The sequence below is a fragment of the Marinobacter sp. H13 genome (assembly GCF_059072335.1).
Genome location: NZ_JCACRU010000001.1, coordinates 367,130 through 381,636 on the forward strand (window position 1 = coordinate 367,130; position 14,507 = coordinate 381,636).

The following is a 14,507-nucleotide window of genomic DNA, read 5'->3' on the forward strand; positions in this document are numbered from 1 at the left end:
ATAAATTAAGTCGGTTCCGCTGGCAGGCTCCAAGGGTTTTACGTAACGCAATGTAATAACGTGGCCTACGACTCAAAACGAAGGATATAGCAAGCCGTAAACTTTTAACAATTGTCAAAAAGCATTAATGTGCACATGCTAACGATCACCGAGGGAAAGGACATGACCGCCCGGAACAGGATCAGAAGCCTGCTTTGCAAGGCTTGCAGTACCGCAGTTCTCGTCGCATTGGTGTCTGGACAGGCCAGCCTTGTTCAGGCTGGCCCCAGGGAGCAGGCCAAAAGAATTCACGATCGGGTCGCCGGCGTGCCACCCTCTGAAGTCGTCCTTGACGATATGGCGAGCGACATAGAGTCCGGCAGAGCTATTGATGCCGCCTTCACGGCCATGCAAGACAGCGCTTTCTACGACGTTACCCTGAAGAATTTTGCAGCCCCCTGGACCAACGAGGCGATGTCAAAGTTCGTGCCCCTTAATGATTACATTGCCACGGTGATTGGCCTGGTGCGGGACGGGGAAGACTTCCGAAAAGTTCTGTATGACGATGTTCTTTACATCGGGAATGCATCCCTGAACCTGCCAAACTACTCTACCAGCAACAACAACCACTACGAATCCCTCGAGAACAGTGGAGCCAGCCTTAAGGACAACCTGGAGCGGGTAAACCAGTCGACCTACACGGGCCTTCCTCCCTCGGCCACCGCCGGCGTCATTACATCAAGAGCTTCCGCCCGGGCTTTCTTCAGTGCCGGCACCAACCGGGCGATGTTCCGCTTCACACTGATCAATCACATGTGCAACGACCTGGAGCAGGTTGCGGACGTTACCTTGCCCACGGACCGCATTCGCCAGGATGTTTCCCGCAGCCCGGGTGGTGACAGCCGGGTATTCCTGAACAACTGCGTTGGCTGCCACACCGGCATGGACCCCATGACCCAGGCGTTTGCCTACTACGACTACGAGTATGACGCCAACACCGACCCCGATGGAGAACTGGGCAGACTGGTCTACAACGCCATTGGCGAAACAGATCCAGAAACCGGCTCCAGGGTTCAGGCCAAGTACCACATCAACTCTGCAACCTTCGAGCAGGGCTATGTGACACCTGACGACAGCTGGGATAACTACTGGCGCCAGGGCGCCAATCGCCGACTGGGATGGGATCCCTCACTCCCGGGTTCCGGCAGCGGTGCCAAGAGCCTGGGTATGGAATTCGCGAATTCCGAGGCCTTCGCAGAGTGCCAGGTCAAGAAGGTGTTCGAGAATGTCTGCCTGCGACCTCCCTCCGACAGCGCAGACCGTTCGCAGGTAAGCAGTATGGTTGCCAGCTTCGCAAGTCAGGGTTACGACCTGAAGCAGGTATTTGCAGAATCCGCCGTGTACTGCATGGGGGAGTGAGGACGCTATGAAAACATTTAAAGGAATTTCCATGAGCTCCCTCAAGTCGGTCCTTGCCATCACTGCCCTGGCCCTTCTGCTTTCTGCCTGCGGGGGCGAATCCACGGAACAACTGCCGAATACCTCCCAGAATTCCGGCACGGTTACCTACAATGGGCCTGCCCCCTCGACGGATGATGTAGCCAACTTCAAGCGCACCGTGTGGGACAACCTGGTCACCCAGGATAAATGCGGCGCGTGCCACGGCTCCAATGGCCAGGCACCCACGTTCGTCAATGAGCAGGACGTTAACCTTGCTTACGCACAGGCGAATTCTATTGTTAACCTGTCTGATCCATCCCAGTCCACAATGGTGACAAAGGTAGCAGGTGGCCATAATTGCTGGCTCCAGAGCACGTCAGCCTGTGTGGACATTCTCACCACCTATATTTCCAACTGGGCAGGCGGGTCAGAAGGCTCTGCCAAAACCGTGGAACTTCGCGCTCCTGCGCTCAAAGAACCGGGTGCCACGGTTGCCCTTCCGACTGACACTGGCCTGTTTTCCACCACGGTATACCCCGAACTCAGACAGTATTGCAGCGACTGCCATGCTGATGGTGGCCAGACCCCTTACATTGCCAGCGCCGATGTCACCACTGCCTACGATCAGGCGAAAAGCCGTATTGATCCTATGAATCCGGGCGCATCCCGACTGGTCGAACGTCTGCGCTACGACTTCCACAACTGCTGGGACGACGACTGCGAAGCCTCAGCCGATTTGATGGAACTGAAGATTCTTGAAATGGTCCAGGATCTGAGCGCCCAACCCGTGGACCCGGCAATCGTTGCCAGCAAGGCACTCAACCTGCAGGCAGACGGCCTGCTCGCAAACTCCGGCGGCCGGTTTGAAGACAACGTGATTGCCCTGTACGAATTCAAGTTTGGTGAAGGCCAGACTGCCTTTGATACCAGCGGCGTCTCGCCTGCACTGGATCTGACCCTGAGCGGAAACGTTGACTGGGTTGGCGGCTGGGGTATTGACCTTGGTCCGGCAGGCGAAAACGAGCAGGGCTTCATGATCCCGGCGGGCAAGGCCCAGGGCAGTACCACCGCAAGCCGGAAGCTGCACACCCTGCTGACCGCCTCCGGCGAGTACAGCATCGAGGCCTGGGTCGCCCCCGGCAACATCACCCAGGAAGATGCCCGCATCGTGACCTACTCGGGCTCATCCACCACTCGCAACGTTACGCTCAGCCAGTCGCTCCAGCGTTACGAAGTGCTGCATCGCAGCACCACCAGCGATGAGAATACGCCTTTCGCGACCCGGGACGCCGACATGCTCCTGCAGGCAACCCTGCAGCACGTGGTGGTGAACTACACCCCGGCAACCGGGCGCCAGATCTTTGTAAATGGTGTCCCAACCGGGGGTGTCGACCCGGACGACGGCGGACTGCTGACTGAATGGGACGACAGCTTTGCCCTGGTGCTGGGCAACGAGACCGATGGTAACTCGCCCTGGCAGGGCGCGATCCGCATGGTCGCCATCCACAATCGTGCGCTGACACCGGAGCAGGTCCAGGCCAACTTCGAAGTGGGCGTTGGCCAGAAGTTCTATCTCCTGTTCGGTGTCTCTCACCTGATCGACGTGCCCGAGAGCTTCATCGTGTTCGAAGTCAGCCAGTTCGATAGCTATGCCTACCGATTCACCAGTCCCTTCTTCATCAGCCTTGATGACTCGGCCGAACCATCGAACATCCCGCTGCGCGGCATGCGACTGGGCATCAACGGCAAGGAGGCAACTGTTGGACAGGCCTGGGCCAACCTGGACGTTGTCCTGGACAGCGGCAGTTATGAGCCCGGCGCCGGGCAACCGCTCTCCTCTCTGGGCACCATCATTGCGCTGGAAAACGGGCCAGGGAACGACGAGTTTTTCCTGACCTTCGACCAGCTGGGCGGTAACAACTTTGCCCGCTCCGAGCCGTCGCTGCCGCCTCAACCGGCGCCATCAGACCAGGAGCCGTCATCGGAGATCGGCTTGAAAACTTTTGACGAGATCAACGAGTCCATGTCTCGGATGACCGGTGTACCGACCACGCATTCGAAGGTTTCCGAGAAATTCAACACTGTTCGGCAGCAACTCCCGACAGTGGAAACAATCGAGGGCTTCCTTTCGTCTCATCAGATGGCGATTACCCAGCTGGCAATTCAGTATTGCGACGCTCTGGTTTCCAGCGACAACCTTCGGCAGGAGATTTTCGGCAATTTCAATTTTGCGGCACCGGCAAACACCGCATTTGAAGGTGGCGGAGAGGATCTCATAGTGGGAGCGCTCCTCAGTAGGTTTGTCGGAAACGATCTGGCATCTCAGCCTACAAATGAGACAGTCGCTAATGAGCTCAGCAATCTAATCAATGGCTTGACCAGCTGTGGTGCAAGCTGCGGCCCTGACCGAACCGAAACGGTCGTCAAGGCAAGCTGCGCAGCTGTGCTTGGCAGTGCCACCACCTTGGTTCAGTAAAGGAAGTCGATCATGTTTATACGCAAATCACGAAAGAAGCCTCTGGCCAATGGCAGTCCACTACTCCATGACGACCACGGCAAGCCCAGGACACGTCGCGAGTTTATCGCGCAGGGTCTTATGGCAGGCTCGGCTACTGTTTTCGGTGCATCTCTTTTCAGCCTGTTCGGTAACCCGCGGATGGCGTCCGCCGCGCTTTCTCCAGACCTACAAACCTTGAAAGAAAGCTGTGGTATAGCGCTGCAGGGCGCAGGCAAGATTCCATTTATCTGCTTTGATCTAGCGGGCGGAGCCAATATTGCCGGCTCCAATGTACTGATGGGTAAATCCGGTGGGCAAATGGACTTCCTGAGCACCGCAGGCTACAACAAACTTGGTCTTCCCGGTGACATGTTGCCCAACGATCCGGCGTTCGTGAACACGGAGCTGGGCCTCGCATTCCATTCAGACAGCGGCTTCCTACGCGGGATTCTTCAAAGTACTAGTCCCGGCACCCGGGCGGCAACAGACGGAGCCATTATTGCAGCTCGCTCGGAAAACGACACCGGCAATAACCCACACAACCCGATGTACGGCATCCATCACGCGGGTGCCGACGGCTCCCTGCTCTCTCTCATAGGGTCCCAGAGTTCGGAATCCGGCGGTAACTCGCTGGCACCGATGAACCTGATCAATCCGGAGGTTCGCCCCACCAAGATTGACCGGCCCTCAGACGTTACCGGCCTGGTAGATGTGGGCGACCTGATCGGCATTCTGGATCAATCAGACGCGGTCGCCGTGATGGAATCCATTCAGCGCATCAGCGACGCCAAGATGAACCAGGTCAACACCGGCATCTCTACAGACGACGTCGTCAAAGATCTGGTTCGCTGCGGCTACATCAAGAGTGCAGACCTGGCAGACCGCTTCGGCGATCCGGCAGAACTGGATCCAGAGCTGGACCTCGAAATCGTGGGCCCTACCGGCATCTTCACCCGCGATGAGTTCAATAATAACCGTGAGTTCCGCAAAACTGCGTCTGTCATGAAGCTGGTGCTGAACGGCTACGCTGGCGCCGGCACGATCACCATGGGCGGCTACGACTACCATACGGGTGAGCGCGGAACCGGCGAACGTCGTGATGAACAGGCCGGTCGGTGTATGGGCGCCTGCCTGGAATACGCAGCCCGGGTAGGAATGCCATTGATGCTCTATGTGTTCAGTGACGGCTCGGTGTCGAGCAACGGCCGAATCGACGATTCCATGGACGGTCGTGGCAAGGGCGAATGGACCGGCGACAACCAGCAGACGGCCGCCTCATTCTTCCTGGTTTACAACCCGGCGGGCCGCCCCACTCCGATTCGCAGGCAGATCGGCTTCATGCGCTCTGATGCGTCGGTGGAAACTGCCTCCAGTCCTGCGGCCAACAACGTCAACCAGTTGGTTCAGACCGTGCTGCTCAACTACATGGCATTGCACGGGGAGCAGGGTGACTTCGGCACCCGTTTCAACGGCCACGGGCTGGGCAATGGGACATCTCAGGACAGCCTGATTGCGTTCTCGAATGTCGTGAACGGCACTATCGGAAATTGACGGAAACTGCTCGTTCCGCCCCTAGTCTGATTGGGGCGGAACGAGGCCTTCTGAAACGTGCATCATGCGCTGATCATCGATAACCACAACATCGATACCTTTCAAACGCTCAATCATCTCCAGTCCCTTTTTGGGCCCGAGCACGAAAACCGCCGTGGAGAGGCCGTCGGTTGTCAACGCATCCTCGCCGATAATGGTCACGCTTTGGACACCCTGGACCGATTTGCCGGTCTCAGGCGACAGGATGTGATGAACCCTTTCTCCCGCCTCATCCACGAAGAACCGCTCGTAGTCGCCGGAGGTGGACACGGCCACATCCTCGAGCGGCAAAACCACCGCGTTGCGCCCTTCTGAACGGGGGTCCCGAATGCCCACGTACCAGGGCCGGCCCCGCTTGTCCCCTAACAGTCGCATGTCGCCGCCAGCACTCAGCCGGGCATGGCGAATGCCAAAACTGACCAGACGCTCGATTCCCAGATCCACTGCGTACCCTTTGGCGATGCCACCGAGGTCTACCAGAATCCCTGCCTGCCGGTATTCGACCGTCTGATCATCCTCATCAAGAATCACATCCCGAAAATTCACCCGCGGCAAGCCGGATCGAAGCTCCTCGTCCGTGGGCTTTTTGCCGGCCCTGAAGTCATACAGGTAACCCACTGAGCCAAAGGTGATGTCGAAGGCGCCCTGGCTGAGTAGAGAAACCTCCCGTGCTTTTTCAATCACCTCGAACAACCCGTCACTGACTTCTACTGGCCCGTCGGGTGCATTGAGGTTGAGCCTGGAGACCTCCGACTCTTCCCGATAGCGACTCATCTGTTCATCAACCTGATGAAAAACCGCCAGCACCTCTTTGCCAACCCGGTTCGCCAGCTCTTTATCCTCCGCCCAGAACTCCAGTTCGATAGGCGTGGTCATTGCAGTATCCGAAAACCGATACCACTCGGCGCTGGCCGACATCGGGACGATGACAAGCCCCATTGCCGCCAAAAGAAACGAGAGAGTCGATCCAAGTCCGAATTTCCTGCGCTTTATAGTTACCAAGACCCACAAAACTCCATTGGCTGCAGCGAAGCCCACACCGGGCAATTCCGGAAAGTATATCCATTTCTTCGGCTGCAGCCGAACCGATTCATGGGAACAACATAGGCCAGACAAGATGCAGATCACTAACCTACAATTTGTTACCCAAAATTCCACTTTTGTCCCATTGTTGGCCTCATAATCAGCAGAGACACTAGCGTTGCTTAACAAATAATCAAAACAATGATTGGCAGCCCTTTTCCCCATTGGCGCTGCAATTCCGGAGGCCAACCTGAATGAACGTCAGAAAAGTACTCTTTTCTGCTTGTCTGCTGTTGCTGGCGAGCACTACTGTGTATGCCGAAACCCTTAAAATCGGCCTGAACTACCCGCAGACCGGTCGTTACAAGGATCAGGGTCTGCAACAACGTCTGGGCGCCTTTCTGGCGCTTGATGAAATCAATAAAGCCGGTGGCGTGATGGGGCGTCAGCTGGAGCTGGTGATCAGAAATACCCGCGGTGACCCTGCCCAGGGTGCAAAGAACACCGCAGAACTCATCGACCGTGAAGGCGTCCAGATGGTGTTCGGCGGTGTGTCCAGCGCCGTTGCCATTGCCTCAGGCAAAGCTGCTCGCGATCGCAACCGGATCTACTTCGGCACGCTGACCTACTCGAACGCCACCACCGGCGCCGAAGGGCATTCATACATGTTCCGTGAGCCCTACAACGCCTGGATGACTGCAAAGGCGCTCAGTCAGTATCTGACCACCAATCATGCGGAAGACGATTACTTCTACATTACCGCCGACTACACCTGGGGCTGGTCTGTGGAGGAGTCTGTTCGCAAGTTCTCGGGAACCGAAGACACTGACCGCCATCAGGGCGTGATAACCCCTTTCCCCCGGGCACTGATTACCGATTTCAGGGAGGCGCTGGAGCAGGCAGAGGCCAGTAACGCCAAGGTTCTGATGATGGTCCTGTTCGGCGACGACATGGTGAGAGCACTGAATGTTGCCTACGAAATGGGCCTTACCAAGAAAATGCAGATTGTTGTGCCCAACCTGACCCTGGGCATGGCTCGGCAGGTAGGTCCCACCATTATGGAGGGCGTTATCGGCGGCTCGCCCTGGGTATGGAACGTACCCTTTGAGCTGAACTACCCGAGAGGAAAGGAGTTTGTAGAAGCCTTCTCAAACCGATATGAAATGCGACCATCCACCGCTGCGGCCTCGGCCTACAGCATTATTTATCAATACAAGGATGCGGTGGAACGTGCCGGTACCACCAATACCGCCAGCCTGATCCGGGCCCTGGAGGGACACAGGTACACTTTCCTAAAAGACGAACAGTACTGGCGCGAATTCGATCACCAGAATGTCCAGACGGTGTATGTGGTTAAGGTAAAACCGCGCAACACAATCATTGCTGACGAATACAGTTCCGATTATTTCAGCATCATCGATTCAATGCCGGGTGACCAGGCGGCGCAGACCCGGGAAGAATGGGAAGAGCGGCGCCGGGAGGCTGGAAAACCGCTCAGGCTCTAAACAGTCCCTTAGGGAACTGGAGAAAAATGTCTGGAAAAACATGACTCCGCCTGCCGCAACTTGAGGATCGCGTTGCGGCAGGCATTGTGATTCCGAAAAGCGACTTGCCTTAGCGCGCCTCTTCCCAGGTCTTCAACAGCTCGTCGTAGGCAACGGTTTTGCCCTGTGGCTTCTCGTTAGCCAGCTTCGGCTTGGGTGCGCCGGGCTGATCCAGCCAGTATTGCGGGTCGCGCGGTTCGTTCAGCTTCGGACCACAGGTCGGTTGAACATTGGCACGCTCAAGGCGCTCCATGACCCGATCCTGAGCCTGAGCGAGGCCGTCGAGGGCTTCCTGAGGAGTGGCTTCACCACTGGCCGCCTGGGCAATGTACTGCCACCAAAGCTGGGCGAGTTTCGGATAGTCTGGCACATTGGTACCGGTCGGTGACCACTGCACACGAGCCGGGCTCCTATAAAACTCCACCAAGCCGCCGAGCTTCGGCGCCATTTCAGTCATCGCCTCAGATTCAATGTCGGACTCGCGAATCGGCGTCAGGCCGGCAATCGTTTTCTCCAGAGAGACGGTCTTGGATACGGTGAACTGGGCGTACAGCCAAGCTGCAAGGCGACGTTTCTCAGGCGTGGAGTCCAGGAAAGTCCAGGAACCTACGTCCTGATAGCCCAGCTTCATACCTTCTTCCCAGTAGGGCCCACGGGGAGACGGTGCCATCCGCCATTTGGGGGTGCCATCCTCATTTACAACGGGCAGGCCGTCCTTGATCATGCTCGCGGTAAAGGCGGTATACCAGAAGATCTGCTGGGCAACGTTGCCCTGTGCGGGAACGGGACCGGCCTCTGAAAAGGTCATGCCCTGAGCTTCGGGGGGCGCGTACTCACGCAGCCAATCCACGTATTTCGTAGTGGCATAGACAGCCGCAGGCCCGTTCGTTGCACCACCACGGCTAACGCTGGAGCCGACCGGGTGACACTCTTCAACCCGAATCCCCCATTCGTCCACCGGCAAGCCGTTGGGCAGGCCCTTGTCGCCAGCACCCGCCATGGAGAACCAGGCATCAGTGAAACGCCAGCCCAGAGACGGATGTTTCTTGCCGTAATCCATGTGGCCGTATACTCGCTCACCATCAATTTCCTTCACGTGAACCGAGAAGAACTCGGCAATATCCTCGTAGGCAGACCAGTTAACCGGCACACCCAGGTCGTAGCCGTAAATTTCCTTGAATTGCTCTTGCAGATCTTCACGTTCAAACCAGTCGGCACGAAACCAATAAAGGTTCGCAAACTGTTGCGAAGGCAACTGATAGAGTTTGCCATCCGGCCCAGTCGTAAAGTCGAGCCCAATGAAATCATCAAGATCCAGGGTAGGCAGGGTAAGATCTTTACCGGAACCGTTCATGATGTCCTCAACGGCCACCACCTTTCCATAGCGAAAATGGGTACCAATCAGATCTGAATCATTCACGTAGCCATCATAGATATTTCTTCCAGACTGCATCTGGGTCTGGAGCTTCTCGATGACATCCCCTTCCTGAATCAGCGTGTGAGTCAGGTTGATCCCGGTGATTTCGGAGAATGCCTTGGCAAGGACATTGGACTCATATTCGTGAGTCGCTATGGTTTCGGAAACCACGTTGATATCCATGCCACGGAACTGCTCAGCGGCTTTGATGAACCACTCCATTTCCTTGAGCTGCTCTTCCCTGCTCAAGGTAGAGTTTTTGAACGCTTCATTGACCCACTTCTCAGCCGCTTCACTGTACTGATCGGCGCTGGCATGCAGGCTCAAACCCATGCAGGCGACACCAACGGCGGCGCTGAGCAACAGGGTCCTCGGATATTTGTTGTTGTTGAACATATCCAACCTCGTTCGACATTTAATGAATGGAACGAAACAGCCGTGTTTCGTGTCCGCAGTTATAGCGCTCTTTCTGGTCGCTATTCTTTTTTGCCGGAATCTATCGTGATCGATTCCGATCATTCAAACAAAATTAGTTCGTTTTCGAAATCATTACAAGAAGTCCTGAATCTTTTTTAGGACCAGGATTTTCGAAAAAACACCATACGAACATCCCTTGTCGATACTCACCCCCAACGCAGCAAAACCAGGAGCCAAACCACAGAGACAGCGAGCGCCACCCAAAGGGTGATATCGCTGACCGCCAGGAAGCTCAGATGTATATATGCTGCCGAAAGCAATCCAATAAACAACCGATCCCCGCGGGTGGTGGCTATCGGCAGAAACCCCTTCCTCTCGGTGCACGGGGAGACAATTTCGTAAACCGTCATTACCGCCAGAATTCCCGCAATCACGGCAAAGAAGATGGCGACGGTCGGAGTCCAGTTCATCCAGGCAATCATAAAACGTCTCCTTACACGCGTCCGAGGGCGAAGCCTTTGGCAACATGGTTACGAACGAACCAGATCACCAGCAGGCCGGGAATGATGGTTAGCGAACCGGCGGCAGCCAGAACACCCCAGTCGATACCGCTCGCCCCTATCGTTCGGGTCATGATCGCCCCGATCGGCTGGGCATCCACGGACGTTAGCGTCCGGGCCAGCAGCAGCTCCACCCAGGAGAACATGAAGGCAAAGAAAGCCGTCACCCCGATCCCGGAACGAATCATCGGCAGGAACACCTTCACGAAAAATTTCGGAAAGCTGTAGCCATCAATATAGGCCATCTCGTCATACTCACGGGGGACACCGGACATGAACCCTTCCAGAATCCAGACAGCCAGGGGCACGTTGAACAGGCAGTGAGCAAGCGCCACCGCAATATGGGTGTCGAACAGGCCGATAGATGAATAAAGCTGGAAGAAAGGCAGCAGGAAGACCGCCGGCGGCGCCATCCGGTTGCTCAGCAGCCAGAAGAACAGGTGCTTGTCACCCAGGAACTTGTAACGGCTGAACGCATAGGCGGCAGGCAAGGCCACAAGCAACGTGATCACCACGTTGATGGACACGTAGATCATCGAATTGATGTAACCGTTGTACCAGCTGGGATCCGTAAAGATCACGGCATAGTTATCCAGGGTGAAATTCTGGGGCCAGAGGGTAAGCCCCCCGAGAATTTCCTGATTGGTCTTGAACGACATGTTCAACAACCAGTATATCGGAGTCAGGAGCAGCAGAATAAACAGCGTAATCCCGACGTTTTTTGAACGTGTCTGTCTCATCACACTCTCCTTATTTTTCTTTGTCGGCGTGCGTAATGGCGGTAAAGAAGAGCCATGAAATCAGCAATACAATGAGGAAGTAGATCAGCGAGAACGCAGCCGCGCGACCCAGATCAAACTGCCCGATTGCCATGGTTGTCAGTGTCTGGCTCAAGAAGGTTGTGGAGCTGCCCGGGCCGCCACCGGTAAGCACAAACGGCTCAATGTAGATCATGAAGCTGTCCATGAACCGCAACAGCACTGCGATGATCAGAACACTCTTGAGCCTGGGCAGCTGGATATACCGGAACACCGCCCATTTCGAGGCACGGTCAATTTCCGCCGCCTGATAGAAGGCCTCCGGAATCGCCCTCAGCCCGGAGTAGCAGAGCAAGGCGACCAGCGGAGTCCAGTGCCAGACATCCATCAACAGAACCGTCAACCACGCATCAAGGGTGTCTCCGGTATAGTTGTAGTCAAACCCCAGCTGATTGATCCCCCAGCCGAAAAGACCGATGTCGCCACGGGCAAAGATCTGCCAAATGGTGCCAACCACGTTCCAGGGAATCAGCAACGGAATCGCCAGCAGAATCAGGCAGAGCGACCCCTTTATGCCAGATTTTGGCATCATCAGTGCGACCCCGATTCCGAGCGGAATCTGGATTAGCAATACCGCGCCGGAAAAAATAAATTGCCGAATAAGGGAATCCTGAAGGCGCTCGTTGGTGAGCACTTCCTTGAACCATTCAGTACCCACGAAGAACGCCTGGCCCGGACCAAAAATATCCTGGACCGAATAATTCACGACCGTCATCAGTGGAATGAGAGCCGAGAAGGCAACGAGCAGAAATACAGGCAGCACCAGCCACCAGGCTTTATTGTTTTGTACCTTTTGCATCAGTCTTGCTCCTGTACCAGGAATTCATCCATATACAGCTTCAACCACTGCTTCGGGAACGAGAGATAAACTCGACTGCCAATTGATGCGGCGAAGTCCTCGCTCTCCCGAACCTTCATTTTTTCGTGGTCAAGCTGAACGGTAACGATCTTGTAGGTACCCAGATCCTCGACATCCATCACCTCAGCCTCAAAGGTGTCGTCTGAAGCGACGGAGGACACTTCCACAAACTCCGGACGAATTCCGATCTTGATGTTGGTAGACCTGGTCCGCTGCAGGACATCAACCTGCCAGGGCTCAAGCGACACATTCGTGTTCCCAAAGCACACGCCCCGGGCACAGCGCTGCACCTCGATAAGATTCATGCCGGGGCTTCCGATAAAAAAACCCACGAAGGTATGGTTGGGCTGTTCAAAGAGTTCGGTTGGGGTACCAAACTGGACGATCTGTCCGCCATACATCACGGCAATCTTGTCGGCAAAGGTGGAGGCTTCGAGCTGATCGTGGGTGACATACACCATGGTGATGTCGAACTGCTCGTGAATCTGCTTGAGCTTGCGGCGCAACTTCCACTTGAGCTGCGGGTCGATCACCGTCAGCGGCTCGTCGAACAGAATCGCCGACACGTCTTCCCGCACTAGGCCGCGGCCCATGGATACCTTCTGTTTTTCATCCGCGGTCAGGTTCTTTGCCTTTTTGTAGAGCTTGTCCTGGATCTCCAGGACTTCGGCAATCTCATGAACGCGGGCCTTGATCTTGGAGGCTGGAACCTTGTTGTTCTTCAGCGGAAACGCCAGGTTGTCGTAGACCGTCATTGAGTCGTAGATGACAGGAAACTGGAAGACCTGGGCGATATTCCTGTCCCTCGGAGACAACTCATTAACACGCTTTCCGTCGAAAAGTACCTCGCCCTCGGAAGGCTGAACCAGACCGGAAATAATGTTCAGCATGGTGCTTTTTCCGCAACCCGAAGGGCCCAACAGCGCGTAAGCCCCACCCTTGTGCCAGACATGGTCGAGCTGACGGATTGCGTAATCGTCTGGTCCCTCGGGCATGTCACTATAACTGTGGGCGAGTGATTTCAATTGAATTTCAGCCATCAGACAGACCCTCCTGAAACCTGAGACGGGGTGTGCACCAGTTGTTCGTTATTGTCGAAGACGAACAATTTATTGATCGGCAGATATACCTTGATCGGTGCGCCTGTGTGGTACTGATGCACTCCCATCAGTTGCATCACCATTTCAAAGTGACTGTTCTCCACATGCATGAAGGTTTCAGAACCACTGATTTCGCTGAGTTCTACCTCCATGGACATTTCCAGATCATCGTCGCTGGTGGGGACCAGACCAATATGGCTGGGACGAATTCCGAACCAGTAATCGCCAGGTTCCAGCTTCGACAGCTCCTGCGTAAGTGCATGGTGGGAGTACTCGTCGAACGTCACCTCGGTTTCAGACACCCGGCCTCGAATCATGTTCATCGGGGGTTCACTGAACAACTGTGCAGCAAGGGTGTTCACAGGTGCGCGATAGACATCCATCACTGGCCCGTTCTGAACCACCTGGCCCTGGTGTAACAGTGTGGTTGTGCCACCGAGTGCCAGGGCTTCATTGGCCTCCGTAGTGGCGTACACCGCAATGCACTGGCGCTCGCGGAACAGGTCTCGCAGTTCCGCCCGAAGCTCTTCCCGTAGCTTGTAATCGAGGTTTACCAGGGGCTCGTCGAATAGCACCAGGGTGGCATCCTTCACCAGGGCCCGGGCCATGGCGGTTCGCTGCTGCTGACCACCTGACAGTTCCAACGGGTAACGCTTCAGCAAAGGATCAATCCGAAGCATCGACGCCGTTTCTTTCACCCGGCGGTCAATTTCAGAATCAGTCATCCTCGCCAGCCGAAGTGGCGAGGCGATGTTTTCGTAGACGGTCAGATTGGGGTAATTGATGAACTGCTGATAGATCATCGATATGTTGCGGCTCTGCACGCTCAGCCCTGTAACGTCCTCACCGTTGTAGATCAGACGGCCGGTATCGGGCTTATCCAGCCCAGCCATCAATCGCATCAGCGAGGTTTTTCCGGCCAGTGTCCGGCCGAGCAGAACATTAAAAGAGCCTGCCTCGAAGGTGAGGTTGGCATCCCGTATGTAGTCGACGCCGTCGACCTCACGGGAGAGATTCTCCAGTGTTAAGGACATAGGCTTTCCTTTTTGTTCTTGTGGAAACGCGCTTTGAGACCGACGTAAATCAGCCGCGCAAATTCGATTTCGAACTCTCTACGCAAAGGACATACCACATTGCGCAAGCAAAGAAATTGATTCGCTTATAACGTTGTTTTAAAAAGCTTTTTCTCTACATGCAAATTTCTCATTCGAAAACCAAAATGTTCGTTTAGCAATATTGTGTTCAAACTGAACATTGACCTGA

At 55.5% G+C, this 14,507-nt stretch carries 11 protein-coding genes; 4 read left to right on the plus strand and 7 right to left on the minus strand.

The window, feature by feature from the left end; translation table 11 throughout:
• Positions 1 to 162 precede the first annotated feature (162 nt).
• Genes AC5JQH_RS01750 through AC5JQH_RS01760 form a run of 3 tightly spaced genes read left to right on the plus strand, consistent with a single transcriptional unit; the run spans position 163 to position 5,467 of the window.
• A complete protein-coding gene (locus tag AC5JQH_RS01750) occupies positions 163 to 1,398 on the plus strand; it encodes a hypothetical protein (RefSeq protein WP_039882063.1) in 1,236 nt (411 codons plus the stop codon).
• Between the two features lie 31 nt (positions 1,399 to 1,429).
• Complete coding sequence (locus tag AC5JQH_RS01755) at positions 1,430 to 3,895, plus strand: LamG domain-containing protein (RefSeq protein ID WP_493805213.1); 2,466 nt, start codon at positions 1,430 to 1,432, stop codon at positions 3,893 to 3,895.
• A gap of 12 nt (positions 3,896 to 3,907) precedes the next feature.
• Complete coding sequence (locus AC5JQH_RS01760; protein WP_288365383.1) at positions 3,908 to 5,467, plus strand: general secretion pathway protein GspF; 1,560 nt, start codon at positions 3,908 to 3,910, stop codon at positions 5,465 to 5,467.
• Between the two features lie 21 nt (positions 5,468 to 5,488).
• On the opposite strand, the gene AC5JQH_RS01765 is transcribed toward AC5JQH_RS01760, so the two are convergent.
• The gene (locus tag AC5JQH_RS01765; RefSeq protein WP_008174651.1) at positions 5,489 to 6,382 is read right to left on the minus strand and encodes an FAD:protein FMN transferase; all 894 of its coding nucleotides are present in this window, start codon (positions 6,380 to 6,382) and stop codon (positions 5,489 to 5,491) included.
• Between the two features lie 401 nt (positions 6,383 to 6,783).
• Between AC5JQH_RS01765 and AC5JQH_RS01770 the strand changes: the two genes are divergently transcribed.
• Positions 6,784 to 8,034: a substrate-binding protein gene (locus AC5JQH_RS01770; protein ID WP_493805214.1), complete on the plus strand. Its 1,251-nt coding sequence runs from the start codon at positions 6,784 to 6,786 to the stop codon at positions 8,032 to 8,034.
• Between the two features lie 109 nt (positions 8,035 to 8,143).
• Here the strand turns inward: AC5JQH_RS01770 and AC5JQH_RS01775 are convergent, their stop codons facing one another.
• From AC5JQH_RS01775 to AC5JQH_RS01800, 6 genes are all read right to left on the minus strand, one after another.
• On the minus strand, positions 8,144 to 9,886 hold the full coding sequence (locus AC5JQH_RS01775) for an ABC transporter substrate-binding protein (RefSeq protein ID WP_493805215.1): 1,743 nt from the start codon (positions 9,884 to 9,886) through the stop codon (positions 8,144 to 8,146).
• Positions 9,887 to 10,113: 227 nt separating this feature from the next.
• Positions 10,114 to 10,389, minus strand: coding sequence for a DUF2160 domain-containing protein (locus tag AC5JQH_RS01780; protein ID WP_008174646.1), 276 nt, complete (start codon positions 10,387 to 10,389; stop codon positions 10,114 to 10,116).
• Positions 10,390 to 10,400: 11 nt separating this feature from the next.
• On the minus strand, positions 10,401 to 11,207 hold the full coding sequence (locus AC5JQH_RS01785; RefSeq protein ID WP_008174643.1) for a carbohydrate ABC transporter permease: 807 nt from the start codon (positions 11,205 to 11,207) through the stop codon (positions 10,401 to 10,403).
• Between the two features lie 10 nt (positions 11,208 to 11,217).
• Positions 11,218 to 12,084: a carbohydrate ABC transporter permease gene (locus AC5JQH_RS01790; protein WP_008174642.1), complete on the minus strand. Its 867-nt coding sequence runs from the start codon at positions 12,082 to 12,084 to the stop codon at positions 11,218 to 11,220.
• Positions 12,084 to 13,184: an ABC transporter ATP-binding protein gene (locus AC5JQH_RS01795; protein ID WP_008174640.1), complete on the minus strand. Its 1,101-nt coding sequence runs from the start codon at positions 13,182 to 13,184 to the stop codon at positions 12,084 to 12,086. Before AC5JQH_RS01795 ends, AC5JQH_RS01790 begins: the two co-directional genes overlap by 1 nt.
• Positions 13,184 to 14,278: an ABC transporter ATP-binding protein gene (locus AC5JQH_RS01800; RefSeq protein ID WP_104270050.1), complete on the minus strand. Its 1,095-nt coding sequence runs from the start codon at positions 14,276 to 14,278 to the stop codon at positions 13,184 to 13,186. Before AC5JQH_RS01800 ends, AC5JQH_RS01795 begins: the two co-directional genes overlap by 1 nt.
• Positions 14,279 to 14,507 lie beyond the last annotated feature (229 nt).